Annotated in this window: 19 protein-coding genes; 13 read left to right on the forward strand and 6 right to left on the reverse strand. The window is 72.9% G+C overall.

The features are described from left to right. Window positions 1–53: 53 nt before the first annotated feature. On the forward strand, window positions 54–893 hold the full coding sequence (locus GA0070621_RS25695; protein ID WP_091200566.1) for a DUF3027 domain-containing protein: 840 nt from the start codon (window positions 54–56) through the stop codon (window positions 891–893). Window positions 894–933: 40 nt separating this feature from the next. Here the strand turns inward: GA0070621_RS25695 and GA0070621_RS25700 are convergent, their stop codons facing one another. Then, window positions 934–1,194, reverse strand: a complete 261-nt coding sequence (locus GA0070621_RS25700; protein WP_091200568.1) for a DUF2530 domain-containing protein — start codon at window positions 1,192–1,194, stop codon at window positions 934–936. A 192-nt stretch (window positions 1,195–1,386) separates the two neighbouring features. On the opposite strand from GA0070621_RS25700, the gene GA0070621_RS25705 reads away from it, so the two are divergent. The 4 genes from GA0070621_RS25705 (at window position 1,387) to thpR (ending at window position 4,412) form a co-directional block, all read left to right on the forward strand. Then, a complete protein-coding gene (locus GA0070621_RS25705; protein WP_197673931.1) occupies window positions 1,387–1,836 on the forward strand; it encodes a MarR family winged helix-turn-helix transcriptional regulator in 450 nt (149 codons plus the stop codon). Window positions 1,837–1,909: 73 nt separating this feature from the next. Then, entirely contained in the window at window positions 1,910–3,196 is a 1,287-nt protein-coding gene (locus tag GA0070621_RS25710) for an MFS transporter (RefSeq protein WP_091200570.1), read from the forward strand. Window positions 3,197–3,316: 120 nt separating this feature from the next. Continuing rightward, complete coding sequence (locus GA0070621_RS25715; RefSeq protein WP_091200572.1) at window positions 3,317–3,820, forward strand: hypothetical protein; 504 nt, start codon at window positions 3,317–3,319, stop codon at window positions 3,818–3,820. 13 nt (window positions 3,821–3,833) lie between these two features. Continuing rightward, on the forward strand, window positions 3,834–4,412 hold the full coding sequence (thpR, locus tag GA0070621_RS25720) for an RNA 2',3'-cyclic phosphodiesterase (RefSeq protein ID WP_091200574.1): 579 nt from the start codon (window positions 3,834–3,836) through the stop codon (window positions 4,410–4,412). A 25-nt stretch (window positions 4,413–4,437) separates the two neighbouring features. Here the strand turns inward: thpR and GA0070621_RS25725 are convergent, their stop codons facing one another. From GA0070621_RS25725 to GA0070621_RS25740, 4 genes are all read right to left on the reverse strand, one after another. Further along, on the reverse strand, window positions 4,438–5,424 hold the full coding sequence (locus tag GA0070621_RS25725; RefSeq protein WP_091200576.1) for an aldo/keto reductase: 987 nt from the start codon (window positions 5,422–5,424) through the stop codon (window positions 4,438–4,440). Window positions 5,425–5,538: 114 nt separating this feature from the next. Beyond that, entirely contained in the window at window positions 5,539–6,618 is a 1,080-nt protein-coding gene (sepH, locus tag GA0070621_RS25730) for a septation protein SepH (protein ID WP_091200578.1), read from the reverse strand. Between the two features lie 189 nt (window positions 6,619–6,807). Continuing rightward, window positions 6,808–7,935: a phosphoserine transaminase gene (serC, locus tag GA0070621_RS25735; RefSeq protein WP_091200579.1), complete on the reverse strand. Its 1,128-nt coding sequence runs from the start codon at window positions 7,933–7,935 to the stop codon at window positions 6,808–6,810. Window positions 7,936–8,227: 292 nt separating this feature from the next. Continuing rightward, a complete protein-coding gene (locus GA0070621_RS25740) occupies window positions 8,228–9,334 on the reverse strand; it encodes a citrate synthase 2 (RefSeq protein ID WP_091200581.1) in 1,107 nt (368 codons plus the stop codon). Between the two features lie 270 nt (window positions 9,335–9,604). On the opposite strand from GA0070621_RS25740, the gene pdxH reads away from it, so the two are divergent. From pdxH to GA0070621_RS25775, 7 genes are all read left to right on the forward strand, one after another. Further along, window positions 9,605–10,234, forward strand: coding sequence for a pyridoxamine 5'-phosphate oxidase (gene pdxH / locus GA0070621_RS25745; protein WP_091200582.1), 630 nt, complete (start codon window positions 9,605–9,607; stop codon window positions 10,232–10,234). Further along, on the forward strand, window positions 10,231–11,529 hold the full coding sequence (locus tag GA0070621_RS25750; protein ID WP_091200583.1) for an MFS transporter: 1,299 nt from the start codon (window positions 10,231–10,233) through the stop codon (window positions 11,527–11,529). Before pdxH ends, GA0070621_RS25750 begins: the two co-directional genes overlap by 4 nt. Before the next feature lie 36 nt (window positions 11,530–11,565). Next, window positions 11,566–12,492, forward strand: a complete 927-nt coding sequence (locus GA0070621_RS25755; protein ID WP_091200584.1) for an aldose 1-epimerase family protein — start codon at window positions 11,566–11,568, stop codon at window positions 12,490–12,492. A gap of 2 nt (window positions 12,493–12,494) precedes the next feature. Then, complete coding sequence (locus GA0070621_RS25760; RefSeq protein ID WP_091200586.1) at window positions 12,495–13,097, forward strand: nitroreductase family protein; 603 nt, start codon at window positions 12,495–12,497, stop codon at window positions 13,095–13,097. 181 nt (window positions 13,098–13,278) lie between these two features. Then, window positions 13,279–13,584, forward strand: a complete 306-nt coding sequence (locus GA0070621_RS25765) for a type II toxin-antitoxin system VapB family antitoxin (RefSeq protein WP_091113285.1) — start codon at window positions 13,279–13,281, stop codon at window positions 13,582–13,584. A gap of 71 nt (window positions 13,585–13,655) precedes the next feature. Further along, window positions 13,656–14,816, forward strand: coding sequence for an acyl-CoA dehydrogenase family protein (locus GA0070621_RS25770; protein WP_091200588.1), 1,161 nt, complete (start codon window positions 13,656–13,658; stop codon window positions 14,814–14,816). 99 nt (window positions 14,817–14,915) lie between these two features. Beyond that, window positions 14,916–15,680 (forward strand): DUF4230 domain-containing protein, encoded by a 765-nt coding sequence (locus GA0070621_RS25775; protein WP_091200590.1) that lies wholly within the window; start codon window positions 14,916–14,918, stop codon window positions 15,678–15,680. Window positions 15,681–15,793: 113 nt separating this feature from the next. On the opposite strand, the gene GA0070621_RS25780 is transcribed toward GA0070621_RS25775, so the two are convergent. Then, window positions 15,794–15,988 carry a PspC domain-containing protein gene (locus GA0070621_RS25780; protein WP_091200592.1) on the reverse strand — a complete coding sequence of 65 codons (195 nt, stop codon included), beginning with the start codon at window positions 15,986–15,988 and terminating at the stop codon, window positions 15,794–15,796. 417 nt (window positions 15,989–16,405) lie between these two features. Between GA0070621_RS25780 and GA0070621_RS25785 the strand changes: the two genes are divergently transcribed. Continuing rightward, window positions 16,406–17,776 carry an L-serine ammonia-lyase gene (locus GA0070621_RS25785; RefSeq protein ID WP_091200594.1) on the forward strand — a complete coding sequence of 457 codons (1,371 nt, stop codon included), beginning with the start codon at window positions 16,406–16,408 and terminating at the stop codon, window positions 17,774–17,776. Window positions 17,777–17,805: the final 29 nt, after the last annotated feature.

Raw genomic sequence — 17,805 nt, forward strand, 5'->3', positions numbered from 1 at the left:
CCCCGCCACCCGGTAGAACGACTCCGGGGAGTCCCTGTCAGCCGACGGTGGGCATGGGGAACAATGGGCGGGTGACCAGGCCCGCCTCCGCCCGCGCTCCCCGGCTCGACCAGGTGTGCGCCGCCGCCGTCGAGGTGGCCCGCGCCGCCATCACCGAGGTGGACCCCGCCGACGTCGGCGAGCACCTCCAGGCCGTCGCCGAGGGCGACCGGCTCGTCACCCACTACTTCGAGTGCCGCCTGGCCGGCTACCGCGGTTGGCGCTGGGCCGTCACGGTGACCCGGGTGCCACGCAGCCGGCACGTCACGATCTGCGAGACGGTCCTGCTGCCCGGCCCGGACGCGCTGCTCGCCCCCGGCTGGGTGCCCTGGCAGGAGCGGCTCAAGCCGGGCGACCTCGGCCCGGGCGACCTGCTGCCCACCCCGGCGGACGACGAGCGCCTCGCTCCGGGCTATCTGCTCTCCGACGACCCGGCGGTCGAGGAGACCGCGTGGGAGCTGGGCCTGGGCCGGCCCCGGGTGCTGTCCCGCGAGGGCCGCTCGGAGGCCGCCCAGCGCTGGTACGACGGCGACCACGGCCCGGATGCCGCGATCTCGGTGGCCGCGCCGCCCGCCGCCCGCTGCGGCACCTGCGGCTTCTATCTGCCGCTCGCCGGCGCGATGCGGCAGTCCTTCGGCGCCTGCGGCAACTTCTACGCGCCGGACGACGGCCGCGTGGTGAGCGCCGACCACGGCTGCGGCGCGCACTCGGAGACGCTGGCCGAGACGGCCGAGAACCCGGTCGACGAGCTGCCCACGGTCTACGACGACAGCGCGGTCGAGGCGGTGTCGGTCAGCCGGGCCCCCGGCTCCGTGGAGGCGGCCGAGCCGGCGGAGCCGTACGGCCACCCGTGACGGTCGGCCCGCCCTGACGGTCGGCCGCCGCGACTGACGGTCAGCCCTGGTGGGCGGCGGACTCCCGGCGGCGACGCCGGTTGGCGTCGTGCCGCATCATCACCGCGAGACCGGGAAAGCCCCAGAGGAAACCGGCCAGGCAGGTCCAGAGCCAGTTCTGGTGCCCGTGCTCGGTGAGCCAGCCGCGGAAGAAGACCAGCAGCACCAGCCCGACCACCGCCCAGACGATCAGCCCGGCGACAGCGAACGGCACCATCGGCGGGTCGAGCGGCTCGGGCCGCGGCGGTTGCTCCTGAGGCACGGGCAAAGCGTACGCGACCGGTTGTCCCTGTTTACCCAACCCCTGTTGTACGTCGCGGCGTTGTTGTTCATCCTGTACTTCCCGCGCGGGCCGATCGAGTCCGTGGCGTTCTGGCGCGGGACAAAACGATCTTCTGGTGAGTCTGGTCATATCGCATGTCGTTAGCCAGGCTCATTAGTTAAGCTAACTACTGTGACGGAGCGGACGGTGACGGCGAAACGCGTGCCACCGGCGCAGCTGGCCACTCAGCTGCGTGATGCGATCACCCGACTCAACCGGCGGGTCCGACAGGCCCGCCCGGTCGGCGACCTGACGGTCACCCAGGTCTCGGCGCTCACCAGCCTCAATCTGGCCGGTGCCCTGACGCCCCGGGAACTGGCCGACGTCGAGCGGGTGCAGCCGCCCACGATGACCAAGATCGTCGCGAAGCTGGAGGAACGCGGCCTCGTGCAGCGCACCCCCCATCCGACCGACGGCCGGCAGGTCATCCTCGCGGCGACCGAGGGAGGACGGGCCGTGCTCGAACAGTTCGAGCGGGCCCGCAACGAGTGGCTGGCCGACCGGCTGGCCGCGCTCACCGAGGAGGAACGCGACACGCTGCGGCGGGCCGCCAACATCCTCCAGGGGATCGCTCGCGCCTGAGCCACGACGCGTCGTGCGCTTCCGCCCCGTCCGGCGTGGATGAGGCGTACCGACGCGAGGAGGCGCACCAAGAGTGCGGGCAAAGCTGAGCACGATGTTCCAGTCCCTACGAGTCCGTAACTACCGGCTCTTCGCCACCGGACAGCTGATCAAGTTGATCGGCGTCTGGATGATGTTCATCGCCCAGGACTGGCTCGTCCTCGAGCTCAGCGGCAACTCCGCCACCGCGCTCGGCGTGGTCACCGCGTTGCAGTTCACCCCGGTCCTGCTGCTGACCCTGATCTCCGGCCGGCTCGCCGACCGGTACGACAAGCGGATGCTGCTCTTCGTCGCCAACGCGTTCTGGACCGCGCTGGCGCTGGTGATGAGCCTGCTGGTGATCACGGGGCTGGTGCAGCTCTGGCACGTCTTCGCGTTCGCCGCCCTGCTCGGCGTCGCGAACGCGGTGGAGACCCCGGTCCGCCAGGCGTTCGTCTCCGAGCTGGTCGGCGTGCCGTTGCTGCCCAACGCGCTCTCGCTCAACGCGGCCACCTTCAACTCGGCCCGGATCATCGGCCCGGCCGCCGCCGGTCTGGCCATCGCCGCCTTCGACGTCGGGCCGGTCTTCCTGTTCAGCGCGCTCAGCTCGATCGCCCCGTTGGTCAACGTGGTCAAGATGCGTACCTCGGAGCTGCACCGCAAGGACCTGCCGCCGACCGGCGAGCGCAACCAGGCCAGGGTGGTGGACGGCCTGCGGTACGTCGCGCGTCGGCCCGACATCCTGCTGCCGATGGCGCTGATGTCGGTGATCGGGATGAGCCTGTTCAACTTCCAGCTCACCCTCGCCGCGCTGGCCAAGACCGTGTTCAACACCGGTGCCGCCTCGTTCGGCCTGTTCAGCACCGCGCTCGCGGTCGGCGCGCTGGTCGGCGCCCTGGCCGGCACCGGGCGGCGCAGCCGCCCCTCCGTGTGGCTGGTGCTCGGTGCGGCGGTCGGCTGCGCCACCTTCGGCACCCTGGTCGGGCTGTCCCCGGCGTACTGGCTGGTGGTGGCGCTGCTGCTGCCGACCGGGTTCTTCATGGTCTTCTTCGCCCAGGCCGCCAACCAGCGGGTCCAGCTCAGCGTCGACGCCGCCTTCCGGGGCCGGGTGATGGCGCTCTGGGTGCTGGTCTTCCTCGGCACCAACCCGGTCGGCGCGCCGCTCATCGGTTGGGTGGCCGAGACCTTCGGCGCCGGGGCGAGCATCTGGATCGGCGGCCTGATCTCGCTGGCCGCCGCGCTCCTCGCGCTCACCTGGCAGCTGCGTCGCTCCGGCGCCCGGCTGCGGCTGCGGATGCTGCCCATGCCCCGCTTCTACGTGGTGTCGCCCCGCGCCGAATGACCCGTTGACCACCCGAGAGGACCGGTTCCCACCCCCGGGACCGGTCCTCCGCCTTATTCATTCGAGCCGGATCTGGGCAATCCGGTGGCGGGCCGCAACGATGGGCCTTAGCGTCGATACGTGGCGCGGGGACTACTGCTGGTGCTGGCAATCCTCGCTGTTTGCTGCCTGCCCGCCGTCTTCGCGCTGATCTTCTGCGCCGACGAGATCCTCGACCGGGTGATCTGCCGGTGGGCCGAGTGGCGCGAACAGCGGCGGGAACGGCGCACCATCGCCCGGCTGGACCGGGCCATCGAGGCCGACGCGCTCACCCGCGACATCGACCTCACCCAGCTCGACCGGGCGGACCGGCGTCCCCTGCAACAGATCGCCACCGACCTGCGCCGGCTCGGCGGCCACCGGCTCGCCGCCGCCGACCGCTCGGTGGTGTGGCACGGCGCGGTCATCGACGCGTACGACGAGCGGCTGAGGGCCGCCTGCCGGGCGCTGGGCATCACCGAGCACCTGGCCGAGCTGGACGGCGTCGACCGGGAGATCGAGCGGGTACGGGTGGAGGGGCTGCTGCACGTCGCCGGGCTCACCCTGCCCGCGGCCCGCCCCGGTCACCACCAGCGACACCGCTGACCGGGCGACCTCGGTGCGGCTCTTCGTCGCGGTCTACCCACCCCGGCCGGCGGTCGACGACCTCACCGCCCAGGTGGCCCGGCTGCGGGTCGGCGCCGCCTCCGCCGCCGGCACCAACGTGCGGCTGGCCGACCCGGCCAACGCCCACCTCACCCTGGCCTTCCTCGGCGACGTGCCCGAGGACCGGCTGGTCGACGTGGAGAGCGCGCTCGGCCTGGCCGCCGAGACTTTCCGGGACGGCCGGGACAACTCGCCGCGGCTACGCCTCGGGGGCGGGGGCAGCTTCGGGCGGGGCCGGTTCACCGTGCTCTGGGTGGACGTCCAGGGTGACGTCGAGGGGCTGGCGGTGCTGGTCCGGCTGATCCGGTTCGGGCTGCGGCGGGCCCGGCTGCCGCACGACGAGAAGCCGTTCCGGGCCCACCTGACCATCGCCCGCCCCGGCGACCGGATCGACCGCGCCGACGTGCTGACCGACCGGGAGGCCCTGCACGCCTACCTCGGCCCCGAGTGGCCGGCGGAAGAGCTGGTGCTCGTCCGCAGCCACCCGGGCCCGCACCCCACCTACGACCGCCTCGCCGCCTGGCCGATCTGAGGCGGATCAGCCGTTGTCGGTCAGCTCACCAGGCCCAGGCCTCGGGGCCCGGGCCGCCGTTGCCGACGGGCGGGAACAACTCGTCGAGGCGTGCCAGGGTGGCCTCGTCGAGGTCGATCTCCAGCGCGGTGAGGTTCCGGTCGAGCTGATCCACGGTACGCGGGCCGACGATCGGGGCGGTCACGCCCGGCCGGGAGAGCAGCCAGGCCAGCGCCACGTCGGCCGGGTCGTGACCCAGGTCGGCGCAGAGCTTCTCGTACGCCTCGATGGTGGGCCGGTGCGCGGCGAGCGCGTCGGCCGACCGGCCGCTGGCGCTGCGGGACGCGCCGCCCTGGGCCATCTTGCGGATGACACCGGAGAGCAACCCGCCGTGCAGCGGCGACCAGGGGATGACACCCAGCCCGTGATGCTGCGCGGCCGGGATCACCTCCAACTCGACGTACCGGGTCATCAGGTTGTAGATGCACTGCTCGGAGACGAGGCCGAGGAAGTTGCGCCGGCCCGCCGCGGCCTGCGCCTGGGCGATGTGCCAGCCGGCGAAGTTGGACGATCCAACGTAGATCACCTTGCCCTGGGCGACCAGGGTCTCCATCGCCTGCCAGATCTCCTCCCACGGCGTGGTCCGCGAGATGTGGTGCATCTGGTACAGGTCGATGGTGTCGGTCTGGAGCCGGCGCAGCGAGTCCTCACAGGCCCGGATGATGTGCCGGGCGCTGAGGCCCTGCTCGTTGGGCCACTCGCCCATCCTGCCGTACACCTTGGTGGCCAGGACGACCTTGTCGCGGCGCCCGCCGCCCTGGCCGAACCAGCGGCCGATGATCCGCTCGGTGACGCCCTCGCCGAGCTTCCAGCCGTAGACGTTCGCGGTGTCGAAGAAGTTGATCCCGTGTTCCAGCGCCCGGTCCATGATGGCGAAGCTGTCCGGCTCGTCGGTCTGCGGCCCGAAATTCATCGTGCCGAGGCAGAGCCGGCTCACCGAGAGACCGGTGCGTCCCAGGTTCGTGTACTCCATGGGATCACCCTGGCACGCGAGGACTTCGAGTGCCTACGACAACTCCAGCTCGGCGCGGTCCGGCGCCGCGCTGCGACCTGGAGCCGTCGCCCGTCGGCGGGATGCCGCTTGTGATCAGGACGACTCGCGGGCGGCCGGGCCGCTGCCGAACAGAACGTCATCCCAGCTCGGCAGCCGCTTGCGCGGCTTGCCGCCCGCCTCGGCGGAGTCGCTGCCGCCCGCGGCCGCCGCGCCGGTGCGACGCGGCCGGAGCACCGCCAGCGAGGGTACGGCCGGGACCTCCTTCGGCGCGTCCGAGTCGTCGTCGAACGCGGACCCGGGGCCGCCACCGAGCAGCGCCGCCGCGCCGCCGCTGACCGGGCGCTGGCGGGGGGCCTCCGGCCCGGCCAGCGCGGCCGGGGTGCGTGGTTCGAGCCCGCGGCCGGAGGTCGAGCCGAGCGGCCGGTCCAGCGAGGCGAGCAGGGCGTCCCGGCCGGCGCGGATCGGGTCCCGCCCCGGACGGGCGTGCTCGGCGGGCGTCGGCAGGCCGTGCCCGCCCCGGTTCGGCTCGCCGCGCGACGGGCCGGGCAGCGCGTGGCCGCCCCGCTCCGGCGCCGGCTCCTGGCCGAGGATCGGCGTCGGCCGTTCGACGCACAGATATTGCGCCATGTCGTCGTGCGGGGCGACGTGCTGCCGGGTCTTGTCGAGGTCCCAGACCGCCTGCGCGGTGGCCTTGCCCGACGGCCAGGTGGCGATGATCCGCCAGGTGCCGTCGTCCCGCCGGTACGCGTCCCAGGAGATCTTCTCGGTGTCGATCCCGTGCTGGGCCAGCCGGCCGTTGACCACCTCGGCCAGCGGGGTCGGCTTCTCCGCGCCCTTGAGCCGGGTCCGCCGGGCGTGCTGGGCGAGCATGGCCCGCTCCTGGAGCACCGGGCCCGCGTAGCGCAGGACGCGGTCGACCGGGACACCGGCGATCCGGGCGACGTCCTCCGCGGACTCGCCGGCGCGGATGCGGGCCTGGATGTCCCGGGGAGAGAGGGACGGCGTCGGGTCGGCGGCGCTGGGCACCACCGCGAGGGGCGTCGCGCCGGGCTCGGCGTGCAGCGCGCCGGTGACGCGTTCGTCGATGGGCAGGGCGAGCAGGCGTCCGACCTCGTCGGTGAGCACCATCGCCTGGCCGTCCTCGGAGAGGGCGACGAAGCGTACTGGGCGCATGGGCTTGCCTCCGTCCCGCTCCGCTGGCCGTCACGCCACGAGCCGGCCACCCGGGCGTCTCGCACCACCGTACGCTCATCTACCCCAAGGTGGGGGATGCGACACCCCGGCATGTCGTGACTGAGCTGCGGCGATGATCACGGTGGGTGGCCGCGGGAGCCCCGACGACCACCCTCCGTAACCGAGTGATCAGAGTCGCTCGACCACGTAGTCGATGGACGCGGTGAGCGCCTCCACGTCGGCCGGCTCGACCGCCGGGAAGAGCGCGACACGCAGCTGGTTGCGGCCCAGCTTCCGGTACGGCTCGGTGTCCACGATGCCGTTGGCGCGCAGCGCCTTGGCGATCGCCGAGGCGTCCACCCCGTCGGCGAAGTCGATCGTGGCGACCACGTTGGAACGCAGCGCCGGGTCGGCCACGAACGGGGTGGCGAACCCGGCCCGCTCGGCCCAGCCGTACACGATGCCGGCGCTCTCGGCGGTGCGCTTGGCCGCCCAGGCCAGGCCGCCCTGGGCGTTCATCCAGTCGGTCTGCTCGGCGGCCAGGAAGATGGTGGCCAGCGCCGGGGTGTTGTACGTCTGCTCCAGCCGCGAGTTGTCGATCGCGGTGACCAGGTCGAGGAAGGCCGGGATGTAGCGGCCGGACTCCTTGATCTCGGTGGCCCGGGCGAGCGCGGCCGGCGACATCAGGGCGAGCCAGAGGCCGCCGTCGGAGCCGAAGCACTTCTGCGGGGCGAAGTAGTAGACGTCGGTCTCGCCGACGTTGACCTCCAGGCCGCCGGCGCCGGAGGTGGCGTCGACCAGGAGCAGCGCGCCCTCGTCGGCGCCCGCCACCCGGCTGATCGGCACGGCCACGCCGGTGGAGGTCTCGTTGTGCGGGGTGGCGTAGACGTCCACGCCGGCCTCGGCGACCAGGGTCGGGGCGGTGCCCGGCTCGGACTTGCGGACGGTCGGCTCGCCCAGGAACGGGGCGTCCTTGACCGACTTGGCGAACTTCGCGCCGAACTCGCCGAAGCTGGCGAACTGGGCCCGGTCGCGGATCAGGCCGAAGGTGGCGACCTCCCAGAAGGCGGTGGTGCCGCCGTTGCCGATGATCACCTCGTAGCCCTCGGGGAGGGAGAAGAACTCGGCGAGGCCCCGACGCAGCCGCGCCACCTGGTCGCGGACGGTCTTCTGGCGGTGCGAGGTGCCCAGGTAGCTGGTGGCGACGTCGGCGAGGGCGGAGACCGCCGCCGGACGGACCTTGGACGGCCCGCAGCCGAAGCGCCCGTCGGCGGGCTTGATGTCGTCGGGAATCCGGATGGTCGGTGCGTCAGCCACGGTTGTCTCGATCCTTCCGCGTGGGCGGGGACGGCCCTCTGTGCGGGCGCGGACCGACGGCGGCCGCGCGCGGGCGCGCGGGGAGGCCGGGATCCGAGCCCGGTCCGGCGGCACTGCCGGCCTTCATCCTCGCACCCGGGCCGGCCGACCCGTCGGCTGGTCCCGGCCTATTTGATGAGGCGTGGACCACAAATTGCGGGTGCCGGTGTGGTCGAGGCCGAGGCCCGCCCCGGAAACGCGCGATCCCCGCGCGGACGGACCGGGCGGGGATCGGCGCGGATGGCCGGTCGGGTCAGACGCCGTGCGGGATGGCGTCCCAGCCGTCGACCTCCTGCGGCTTGCGGGGGGCGTGGCCGACGTACCGGGCCGACGGGCGGACCAGCCGCTGGAGCTTCTTCTGCTCCAGGATGTGCGCCGACCAGCCGCCCATCCGGGCGCAGGTGAACATCGAGGTGAACATGTGCGCCGGCACCTCGGCGAAGTCCAGCACCACGGCCGACCAGAACTCGACGTTGGTGGCGAGCACCCGGTCCGGGCGGCGGGCCTGGAGCTCGGCCAGGGCCGCCCGCTCCAGCGCCTCGGCGACCTCGAAGCGCGGCGCGCCCAGCTCCTTGGCGGTGCGCCGGAGCACCCGGGCGCGCGGGTCCTCGGCCCGGTAGACCCGGTGGCCGAAGCCCATCAGCCGCTCGCCCCGGTCGAGCACTCCCCGGACGTACCCCTCGGCGTCGCCGCTGCGCTCGACGGCCTCCAGCATGGTGAGCACCCGCGACGGCGCGCCGCCGTGCAGCGGGCCGGAGAGCGCGCCGATGCCGGAGGAGATGCAGGCGGCGGCGTCGGCGCCGGTGGAGGCGACGATCCGGGCGGTGAAGGTGGAGGCGTTCAGGCCGTGCTCGGCGGCCGAGATGAAGTAGGCGTCGACGGCCTTGACGTGCCGCGGGTCGGGCTCACCCCGCCAGCGCTTCATGAACCGCTCGACGATCGTCTCCGCCTTGTCGATCTCCTTCTGCGGCACGGCCGGGAGGCCCAGGCCGCGGGCGGACTGGGCCACGAAGGAGAGCGCGGTCACGGAGACCCGGGCGAGGTCCTCGCGGGCCTGCTCGTCGGAGATGTCGAGGAGCTGGTTGAGCCCCCAGTACGGGGCGAGCATGGCGACCGCGGACTGCACGTCGACCCGGATGTCGCCGGAGTGCACCGGCACCGGGAACGGCTCGGCCGGCGGCAGGCCCGGGCCGAAGCGCCCGTCGACCAGCAGCGCCCAGACGTTGCCGAAGGAGACCTGACCGATCAGATCCTCGATGTCCACGCCGCGATAGCGCAGCGCGCCACCCTCGCGGTCAGGTTCGGCGATCTCGGTCTCGAAGGCTACGACGCCCTCCAGACCCGGTTTGAAGTCGGACATGTCGTCTCCTGGCTTCCGGCGGTGCGCCCGCGCGGGCTCAGCCGAACCCAGCGCTCCGGCGACCCTCAGCGATGTGTTCGTGCCATCTTGCCTGCTGAGTAACTAAGTGCGCGACCCGCTGCGACTGTGCTACACGCGACATCCCCACCGGTGGACAGGCGCGCGGCCTCGGCCAGACTGGTCGGTGGGGTGTGGCCAGCGTCGGGGGACGCGGCCGCCCCGACGAAAGGGACGTGGAGAGTGACGGGCGACACACCGGCTCCGGCGGCCATGCGTAACGAGTACGCGGCCGACCTGGGCCTTTCCGAATCGGATCTCGCGCCGGACTGGCACACCCAGTTCGTCCGCTGGTTCGCCGACGCGGTGGCGTATCCGCTCCCCGAGCCGAATGCGATGGTGCTGGGCACGGCCGACGCCGAGGGCCGGCCGAGCGGCCGGACCGTGCTGCTCAAGGGGTACGACCCGGAGGGGTTCGTCTTCTACACCAACCACGATTCGCGCAAGGGTGCCGAACTGACCGCCAACCCGTGGGCCAGCCTGGTGTTCCCCTGGTTCCCGATGCAGCGTCAGGTGGTGGTCACCGGCCGGGTGGCGACGGTCGACCGGGCCGAGACCGAGGCGTACTTCGCCAGCCGGCCGCGCGGCTCCCAACTCGGCGCCTGGGCCAGTACCCAGTCCCGGGTCATCCCGGGCCGGGCCGCGCTGGACGCGGCGTACCGGGCGGCGGCCGAGCGCTTCGTCGCCGTCGAGCCGATCCCCGCGCCCCCGCACTGGGGCGGGTTCCGGGTGCTCCCCGAGACGGTGGAGTTCTGGCAGGGCCGGGCCAGCCGGCTGCACGACCGGCTGCGCTTCCGCAGGACCGACGGCGACGCCTGGGTCACCGAGCGGCTGGCGCCGTGACGGGGGTGAAGGAGGCCCGGCCGCGCGAACCGCGCCGCTGGGCGATCGACCTGCGTCCGCTGGCCGTGCCCGCGTACCGGCGGGTGTGGCTCGGCAACGGCGTGGCGATGTTCGGTTTCCAGTTCACCGCGGTCGCCGTACCGGTGGAGATGTTCGCCCTGACCGGCGGCTCGTTCTGGGTCGGCCTGCTCGGCGTGGCCGGGTTCCTGCCGCTGCTGCTCTTCGGGCTCTGGGGCGGGGCGGTCGCCGACGCCCGGGACCGGCGCCAGGTGCTGCTGGCCGCCGGCGCGCTGCTCTGGGTGTCGACCCTGGGCCTGCTGGCTCAGTCGTTGCTCGGGGTGGGCAGCCCGGGGCTGCTGCTCGCCCTGGTGGCGGTGCAGTCGACCGCGTTCGCGATCACCTCGCCGGCCCGCAGCGCGATCCTGCCGCGGCTGGTGCCGGAGGAGCTGGTCCCGGCGGCCAGCACGCTGAACTTCACCACGTTCACCGCGACCGCCGTCTTCGGGCCCCTCACGGCCGGTCTGATCTTCGCAACCTGGCGGACCGAGGTCGGGCTGCCGATCGCGTACGCGGTGGACGCGCTGTTGTTCACCGTCTCGCTCTGGGCGACCCTGCGTCTGCCGGCGATGCCGCCGGAGCCGGACCCGGAGGGCGACGGAACCGCGCGCAGGGCGGGGCTGGCCAGCATCGTGGACGGCTTCCGCTACCTGGCCACCACGCCGGTGCTGCTGCTGTCGTTCGCCATCGACCTGATCGCGATGATCCTGGCCATGCCCCGGGCGCTCTTCCCCGAGGTGGCCCAGGACCGGCTCGGTGGAGGCGCGGCGATCGGCTGGCTCTACAGCGCCATCGCCATCGGCGCGATGGTCGGCGGCCTGACCTCCGGCTGGATCGGCCGTCTGCGGCGGCAGGGGTTGGCACTGGTACTGGCCGTGGTGGGTTGGGGTGTCGCGATCGCCCTGGCCGGGCTGGCGCGCCAGCTCTGGCTGGTGGTGCTGCTGCTCGGCCTGGCCGGGGCCGCCGACCTGGTCAGCTCGGTGCTACGGCAGTCGATGCTGCTGATCTACGCGCCGGACCGGATGCGTGGCCGGCTGCAGGGCGTGAACACGGTGGTGGTCGCCGGCGGCCCGCGCCTGGGCGACCTGCGGGCCGGCACGATGGCCGCCGGCTTCGGCGCCGGCGTCGCCTGGGTCGGCGGTGGCCTCCTCTCGGCCGTACTCGCCGTGCTGCTGGTGGTGGCCTTCCCGGCCCTGCTGCGCTACCGCTCGGCCACCGGCTCCGCCGACCGCCACTGACCGCCGTCGTGAGGCGCATCCACTAAGGTCGCCAGCATGGAGAACGGGGTGAGTCCCTCGCCGTCGGGGGCACAGTGGAGCATCTCCGCCGACGGCCACGAGGCCGTCGTCGTCGAGGTGGGCGGCGGCCTGCGGGCGTATCGGCACGACGAGGTGGACTACCTCGACGGGTACGAGGCGGACGAGATCTGCCCCGGCTCGGCCGGGCAGGTGCTGGCCCCGTGGCCGAACCGGATCCGGGACGGCGCGTACGCCTTCGGGGACCGGACGTTGCAGCTCGACCTGACCGAGCCGGCCCGGCACAACGCCATCCACGGCCTGGTCAACTGGGTGTCCTGGCAGCTGGTCGAGCAGACGCTGGAGAGCGTCACGCTCGGCTACGACCTGCCGCCGAGCCCGGGTTATCCGTGGGCGCTGCGGCTGCGTACCCGGTGGAGTGTCGGGGCGGACGGGCTGCGCGCCGAGCACGAGGTGACGAACCTGGCCGGCGAGGCGGCACCGTTCGGCTTCTCGGTGCACCCCTACCTCCGGCTGCCGAAGGGCGGCGTGGACGAGCTGTCGCTGCGGGTGCCGGGGCGGATCCGGATGCTGCTGGACGGCCGGCTGCTCCCGGTGGGCGCGACCGGGGTCGCCGGCACCGAGTACGACTTCACCGAGCCCCGCCCGATCGGCGACGCGGTGCTCGACCTGGCCTTCGGCGACATCGTCCGGGACGCCGACGGCGGGTCGAGGGTGACCCTCGCCGCGCCGGACGGTTCGGCGGTGCACATCTGGGCGGGGCGCGAGTTCGGCTGGTGGCAGGTCTTCACCGGGGACACCCTCACCGGTGAGCGTCACCGCCGCTCGGTCGCGATCGAGCCGATGACCTGCCCGGCGGACGCGTTCCGCTCCGGCAAGGACCTGATCGTCCTGGCGCCGGGCGAGACCTGGCGGGGTGCCTGGGGCATCCGGCCCGGAGCCTGAGCGTGGAGTTCGCCGAGGTCGTCCGGCGGCGTCGGATGGTACGCAACTACGACCCGGACCGGCCCGTCCCGCCCGAGGTGGTGGACCGGCTGCTGGCGCACGCGGTGCACGCCCCCTCGGCGGGCTTCGCCCAGGGCTGGGGCTTCCTGGTGCTGGAGGAGCCGGCCGACCGGGAGCGGTTCTGGGCGGCGGCCAGCCCGGGCGGGGGCGGCCGGGACCGCTGGCTGGCCGGGATGCGCCGCGCTCCGTTGATCGTCGTGCCGCACGCCAACCGCTCTGCCTACCTCGACCGGTACGCGGAGCCGGACAAGGGCTGGACGGATCGTGCCGAGGAGCGCTGGCCGGTGCCCTACTGGTACGTGGACACCGGCTTCGCCGCGCTGCTGATGCTCCTCACCGCCGTGGACGAGGGGCTGGGCGCGTGCTTCTTCGGCATCCCGCCGCAGCGGATCGGGGCGTACCGGGAGGCGTTCGGCGTGCCCGCGGAGTACCACCCGATCGGTGCGGTCACCGTCGGCTACCGTGCGCCCGACCATCGGTCACCGTCGCTGCGCCGGGGCCGGCGGCCGGTCGACGAGGTGGTCCGGCGGGGACGCTGGAGTTGAGGACGGGTTTGTCCGGGGCCGGTCGGGGCACGGGCGGTAGTGAAACCGACATGAGGGAGTAAAACGCGGTGTGGCGGGTGCGGTTAGGCTGGCACGGACATCATCAGCCGTTCCGCGTGGCGTCTCGCTGTGACCTGGCCGGGCGCCGAGGCGGGCCGGGCCAGGGGGAGGGTAGCGCGCCGTGATCTTCAGAGCGGTCCGGGACGGGCGTCCCTACCCGGAGCACAACCTGACGCTCAAGCAGTGGGCCGAGATCCCGCCGCGTCCGCTGCGGCTGGACCAGCTCATCACCACCAAGCGGGAGCTGGCGTTGGACAAGCTCCTCGCCGAGGACTCGACCTTCTACGGTGACCTCTTCCCGCACGTGGTGCAGTGGAACGGCGGCCTCTATCTGGAGGACGGCCTGCACCGGGCGTTGCGCGCGGCGCTCCAGCAGCGCAACCAGATCCACGCCCGGGTGCTGGTGCTCAGCCCGCAGGGCGAGTGACGTCCTCCTGAGTCTTCGTTAAGGTGGCCGCCATGAGCGAGCGCGAGCGAGCGAATCATCAAGCTCAGTCCATGACCCCTCTCGACCTGCTGGACATCGACGCGTCGCTGGGCGAGGAGGAGCGGCAGATCCGCGCCGTCGTGCGCCAGCTCGTCGACGACCGGGTACGCCCGTACGTCGCCGGCTGGTACGAGGACGGCCAGGTGCCGGCCCGCGAGCTGGCCCGCGAGTTCGGCAAGCTCGGCCTGCTCGGCATGCACCTGACCGGGTACGGCTGCGCCGGCGCGTCGGCGGTCGCGTACGGGCTGGCCTGCCTGGAGCTGGAGGCCGGCGACTCCGGGGTCCGCTCGCTGGTCTCGGTGCAGGGATCGCTCGCCATGTACGCCATCTGGCGCTACGGCAGCGAGGAGCAGAAGCAGCGCTGGCTGCCCGCGATGGCGGCCGGCGAGGCGATCGGCTGCTTCGGGCTGACCGAGCCGGACCACGGCTCCGACCCCGCCTCGATGGCCACCCGGGCCCGCCGGGACGGGGACGACTGGATCCTCGACGGCACCAAGATGTGGATCACCAACGCGCCGGTCGCCGACGTCGCGGTGATCTGGGCGCGCACCGACGAGGGGGTACGTGGTTTCGCCGTACCCATGGACACGCCCGGGGTGACGGCGCGCGAGATCCGGCACAAGATGTCGCTGCGCGCGTCGCTGACCGGGGAGATCGTCCTCGACGGCGTCCGGCTCCCGGCGGACGCCCGGCTGCCCGAGGCGACCGGGCTGAAGGCGCCGCTGAGCTGCCTGACCGAGGCCCGGTACGGCATCGTCTGGGGCGCGCTCGGCGCGGCCCGCGACTGCCTGGAGACCGCCCTGTCGTACGCGACCACCCGGACCCAGTTCGGTCGGCCCCTCGCGGGCTTCCAGCTCACCCAGGCCAAGCTCGCCGACATGGCCGTCGAGTGGAACAAGGGTCTGCTGCTGGCGTCGCACCTGGGCCGGCTCGCCGACGCCGGGAAGCTGCGCCCCGAGCAGGTCAGCGTGGGCAAGCTGAACAACGTCCGGGAGGCCCTGGCCATCGCCCGGCAGTGCCGGACGATCCTCGGCGCCAACGGGATCTCCGGCGAATACCCGATCATGCGGCACGCCAACAACCTGGAGAGCGTGCTGACCTACGAGGGCACCTCGGAGATCCACCAGTTGATCGTCGGGCAGCGCCTCACCGGTCTTTCCGCCTTCGCCTGACCTGCGGTTTTCCCATCCACACCCGCTCACCGAGCGGGTGTCGTACGGGGGCCTTACCGTCATCTTCAGACGCAGTGTCTGAGGAGGACGGTGAGGGCGATGGCCCGCGACGGTGACATCAACGAGCCCACCATGGAGTTCCCCGGTCACCCGGCTGGCGACCCCCGCCAGGACCGGTCCGACGTCACACCCGACCCTGGGCCGGGTGCCCCGGCGTCGGCGGGTGGGCCGGTGCGCGGCCTGCTCTGGGTGCTCGGCGCGGCCGCGCTGGTCGTGGTGGTGCTGCTCGGCGTGCAGGCGACCGGGATCCTGCCGGAGTTCCGCAACCCGTTCGCCAAGGAGCAGACCGACCGCAGCCAGCCGACGTTGCTCAAGTCGATCCGCGACCTCAGCCGGTACGTCGCGGCCGAGGGCGACTTCCAGGTGGTGATCGACCTGCAGAACGACCGGCGGAACGTGCCGGACTTCCTGCTCAGCGAGCGGACGCTCTTCGTGGGGGCGGGCCGGGTCGAGGCGTACGTCGACTTCTCGAAGATCGCCGAGGGGGCGATCGTGGAGTCCGCCGACAAGAAGTCGGTGGAGATCAAACTGCCGGCCCCGCAGCTCGGCGAGACAGACCTCGACATGTCGAAGAGCTACGTCTTCGCCCAGCAGCGTGGCCTGCTCAACCGGCTCAACGACCTGGTGGCCGGCGACCCCAACCGCCAGCGGCAGGTCTACCAGCTGGCCGAGGACCGGATCACCGCCGCCGCCCGGGACAGCGGGCTCTCCGCGCGGGCCGAGGAGAACACCCGCAAGATGCTGGAGGGCCTGCTCCGCTCCCTCGGCTACGAGAAGGTCACCGTCACCTACACGGCCCCCTGACACAGCCGGCGCGCGAGGCGACGGTTTCGGGGAAAGTGCTGCTTCAGCCATGGGCGGAGGCAGCACTTTCCCCGATGTCGCGGCCCGAGCCGCTCAGGCAGGTGGGCGTGGGGTCAGTACGCGCGGTCCTCGTTGGGCATCAGGATCCACAGCACCAGATAGATGATCACCTGGGTGCCGGGCAGCAGCAGGGACAGCAGGAACAGCAGCCGGACCAGATTGGCCGAGAGGCCGAAGCGCTGGGCCAGGCCGGCGCAGACACCTGCGAACATGCGCCCCTGGCGGGGCCGGACCAGTTTGCGACTCATCGTCGTACTCCCACTCTGCGGCGGTCCGCCGCGCTGATTCCAGGCTAGGAACGGGTGCGGGCCGTGCCCTCGGCCCCGAGGATGATCGGCAACCCGGGCACCCGTAGGTGCTTACCCCGCCGGGTCCCGCCCCGGCAAGATCGTGCTCGATCCCGGATCGAGTGCCCTCCCGGTCGCTTCGAGGCCACTACTTCCCGGATCGAGCGCGGGGCGGGGGGCGCGGGGCGGGCCTGTGACGGCGGGGAGACGGGCGGGGCGGACGATGGGTCTGCGGGGCCGAGGGCGGGGGCTGACCTGGGCGGGTAGGCTCGCCGGTCGGGCGCCCACACCCCGGGTGCCGCCCGCCGCCCCGGACCGGGAGCGGCACATCCCGGGCCGGACCCGCACGACGGGTACGACGGCGAGGAAAGTGCAGCCATGATCAGTGTTTTCGACCTCTTCAGCGTCGGCATCGGGCCGTCCAGCTCGCATACGGTCGGGCCGATGCGGGCCGCCCGTACCTTCGTGACCGGGCTCAAGGCGGACGGGCTGCTCACCGACGCCGCCCGGGTGCAGGCCGAGCTGTTCGGCTCGCTCGGCGCGACCGGGCACGGCCACGGCAGCGACCGCGCGGTGCTGCTCGGGCTGGAGGGCGAGGCGCCGGAGACGGTCGACACGGACTCGGTCGGGCCCCGGGTGGAGCGGATCCGAGCCGATCGGCGGCTCAGCCTGCTCGGCACCCAGGAGGTCGACTTCGACCCGGACCGGGACCTGGTGCTGCACCGGCGCCGCTCGCTGCCCTACCACCCGAACGGGATGACCTTCGCGGCGTACGACCGGGCCGGGGTGCTGGTGCGGTCCCGCACGTACTACTCGGTCGGCGGCGGGTTCGTGGTCGACGAGGCGGCGGCCGGGGCGGACCGGATCAAGCCGGACACCACCCTCGTCCGCTACCCGTTCCTGACCGGGGCGGAGCTGCTGGCGGTGACCACCGGCACCGGCCTGTCGATCAGCGAGGTGATGCTCGCCAACGAGCTGTCCTGGCGTAGCGAGGCGGACGTCCGGTCCGGGCTGCTGGACATCTGGCGGGTGATGCGGGAGTGCGTCGAGGCCGGCTGCGAGCGGGACGGCGTCCTTCCCGGCGGGCTGAAGGTCCGCCGGCGGGCGGCCGAGCTGCGGCGGAGCCTGGAGGCGGAGGCCGACGCCAGCGACCCGCTGCGCGCGATGGACTGGGTCACCCTGTTCGCCCTCGCGGTCAACGAGGAGAACGCGGCGGGCGGTCGGGTGGTCACCGCCCCGACCAACGGCGCCGCCGGGATCATCCCGGCCGTGCTGCACTACTACACCCGGTTCGTGCCCGGCGCCTCGGACGAGGGCGTGGTCCGCTTCCTGCTCGCCGCCGGCGCGATCGGGGTGCTGTTCAAGGAGAACGCCTCGATCTCCGGAGCCGAGGTCGGCTGCCAGGGCGAGGTCGGCTCGGCCTGCTCGATGGCCGCCGCCGGGTTGGCCGAGGCGCTCGGCGGCACGCCCGAACAGGTGGAGAACGCGGCCGAGATCGGCATGGAACACAACCTCGGCCTCACCTGCGACCCGGTCGGCGGGCTGGTGCAGATTCCGTGCATCGAGCGGAACGCGGTGGCCAGCATCAAGGCGATCACGGCCGCCCGGCTGGCGTTGCGCGGCGACGGGGTGCACGCCGTGTCGCTGGACAAGGTGATCAAGACGATGCGGGAGACCGGCGCCGACATGAAGGTCAAGTACAAGGAGACGGCGCGGGGCGGCCTCGCGGTGAACGTGATCGAGTGCTGAACCCGATGGGGTGACCCGGCGCGTACCGC

Source organism: Micromonospora narathiwatensis, assembly GCF_900089605.1.
In the GTDB taxonomy this organism is placed as follows: Bacteria; Actinomycetota; Actinomycetes; order Mycobacteriales; family Micromonosporaceae; genus Micromonospora; species Micromonospora narathiwatensis.

Excerpts from the sequence above, each read along its gene's own strand:
- pdxH (WP_091200582.1), top strand. The coding sequence starts at position 9,605 with ATGCGTAACGAGTACGCGGCCGACCTGGGCCTTTCCGAATCGGATCTC.
- sepH (WP_091200578.1), bottom strand. The coding sequence starts at position 6,618 with ATGCGCCCAGTACGCTTCGTCGCCCTCTCCGAGGACGGCCAGGCGATG.
- GA0070621_RS25775 (WP_091200590.1), top strand. The coding sequence starts at position 14,916 with ATGGCCCGCGACGGTGACATCAACGAGCCCACCATGGAGTTCCCCGGT.
- GA0070621_RS25770 (WP_091200588.1), top strand. The coding sequence starts at position 13,656 with ATGACCCCTCTCGACCTGCTGGACATCGACGCGTCGCTGGGCGAGGAG.
- GA0070621_RS25695 (WP_091200566.1), top strand. The coding sequence starts at position 54 with ATGGGGAACAATGGGCGGGTGACCAGGCCCGCCTCCGCCCGCGCTCCC.
- GA0070621_RS25755 (WP_091200584.1), top strand. The coding sequence starts at position 11,566 with ATGGAGAACGGGGTGAGTCCCTCGCCGTCGGGGGCACAGTGGAGCATC.
- GA0070621_RS25725 (WP_091200576.1), bottom strand. The coding sequence starts at position 5,424 with ATGGAGTACACGAACCTGGGACGCACCGGTCTCTCGGTGAGCCGGCTC.
- GA0070621_RS25785 (WP_091200594.1), top strand. The coding sequence starts at position 16,406 with ATGATCAGTGTTTTCGACCTCTTCAGCGTCGGCATCGGGCCGTCCAGC.
- GA0070621_RS25780 (WP_091200592.1), bottom strand. The coding sequence starts at position 15,988 with ATGAGTCGCAAACTGGTCCGGCCCCGCCAGGGGCGCATGTTCGCAGGT.
- GA0070621_RS25740 (WP_091200581.1), bottom strand. The coding sequence starts at position 9,334 with ATGTCCGACTTCAAACCGGGTCTGGAGGGCGTCGTAGCCTTCGAGACC.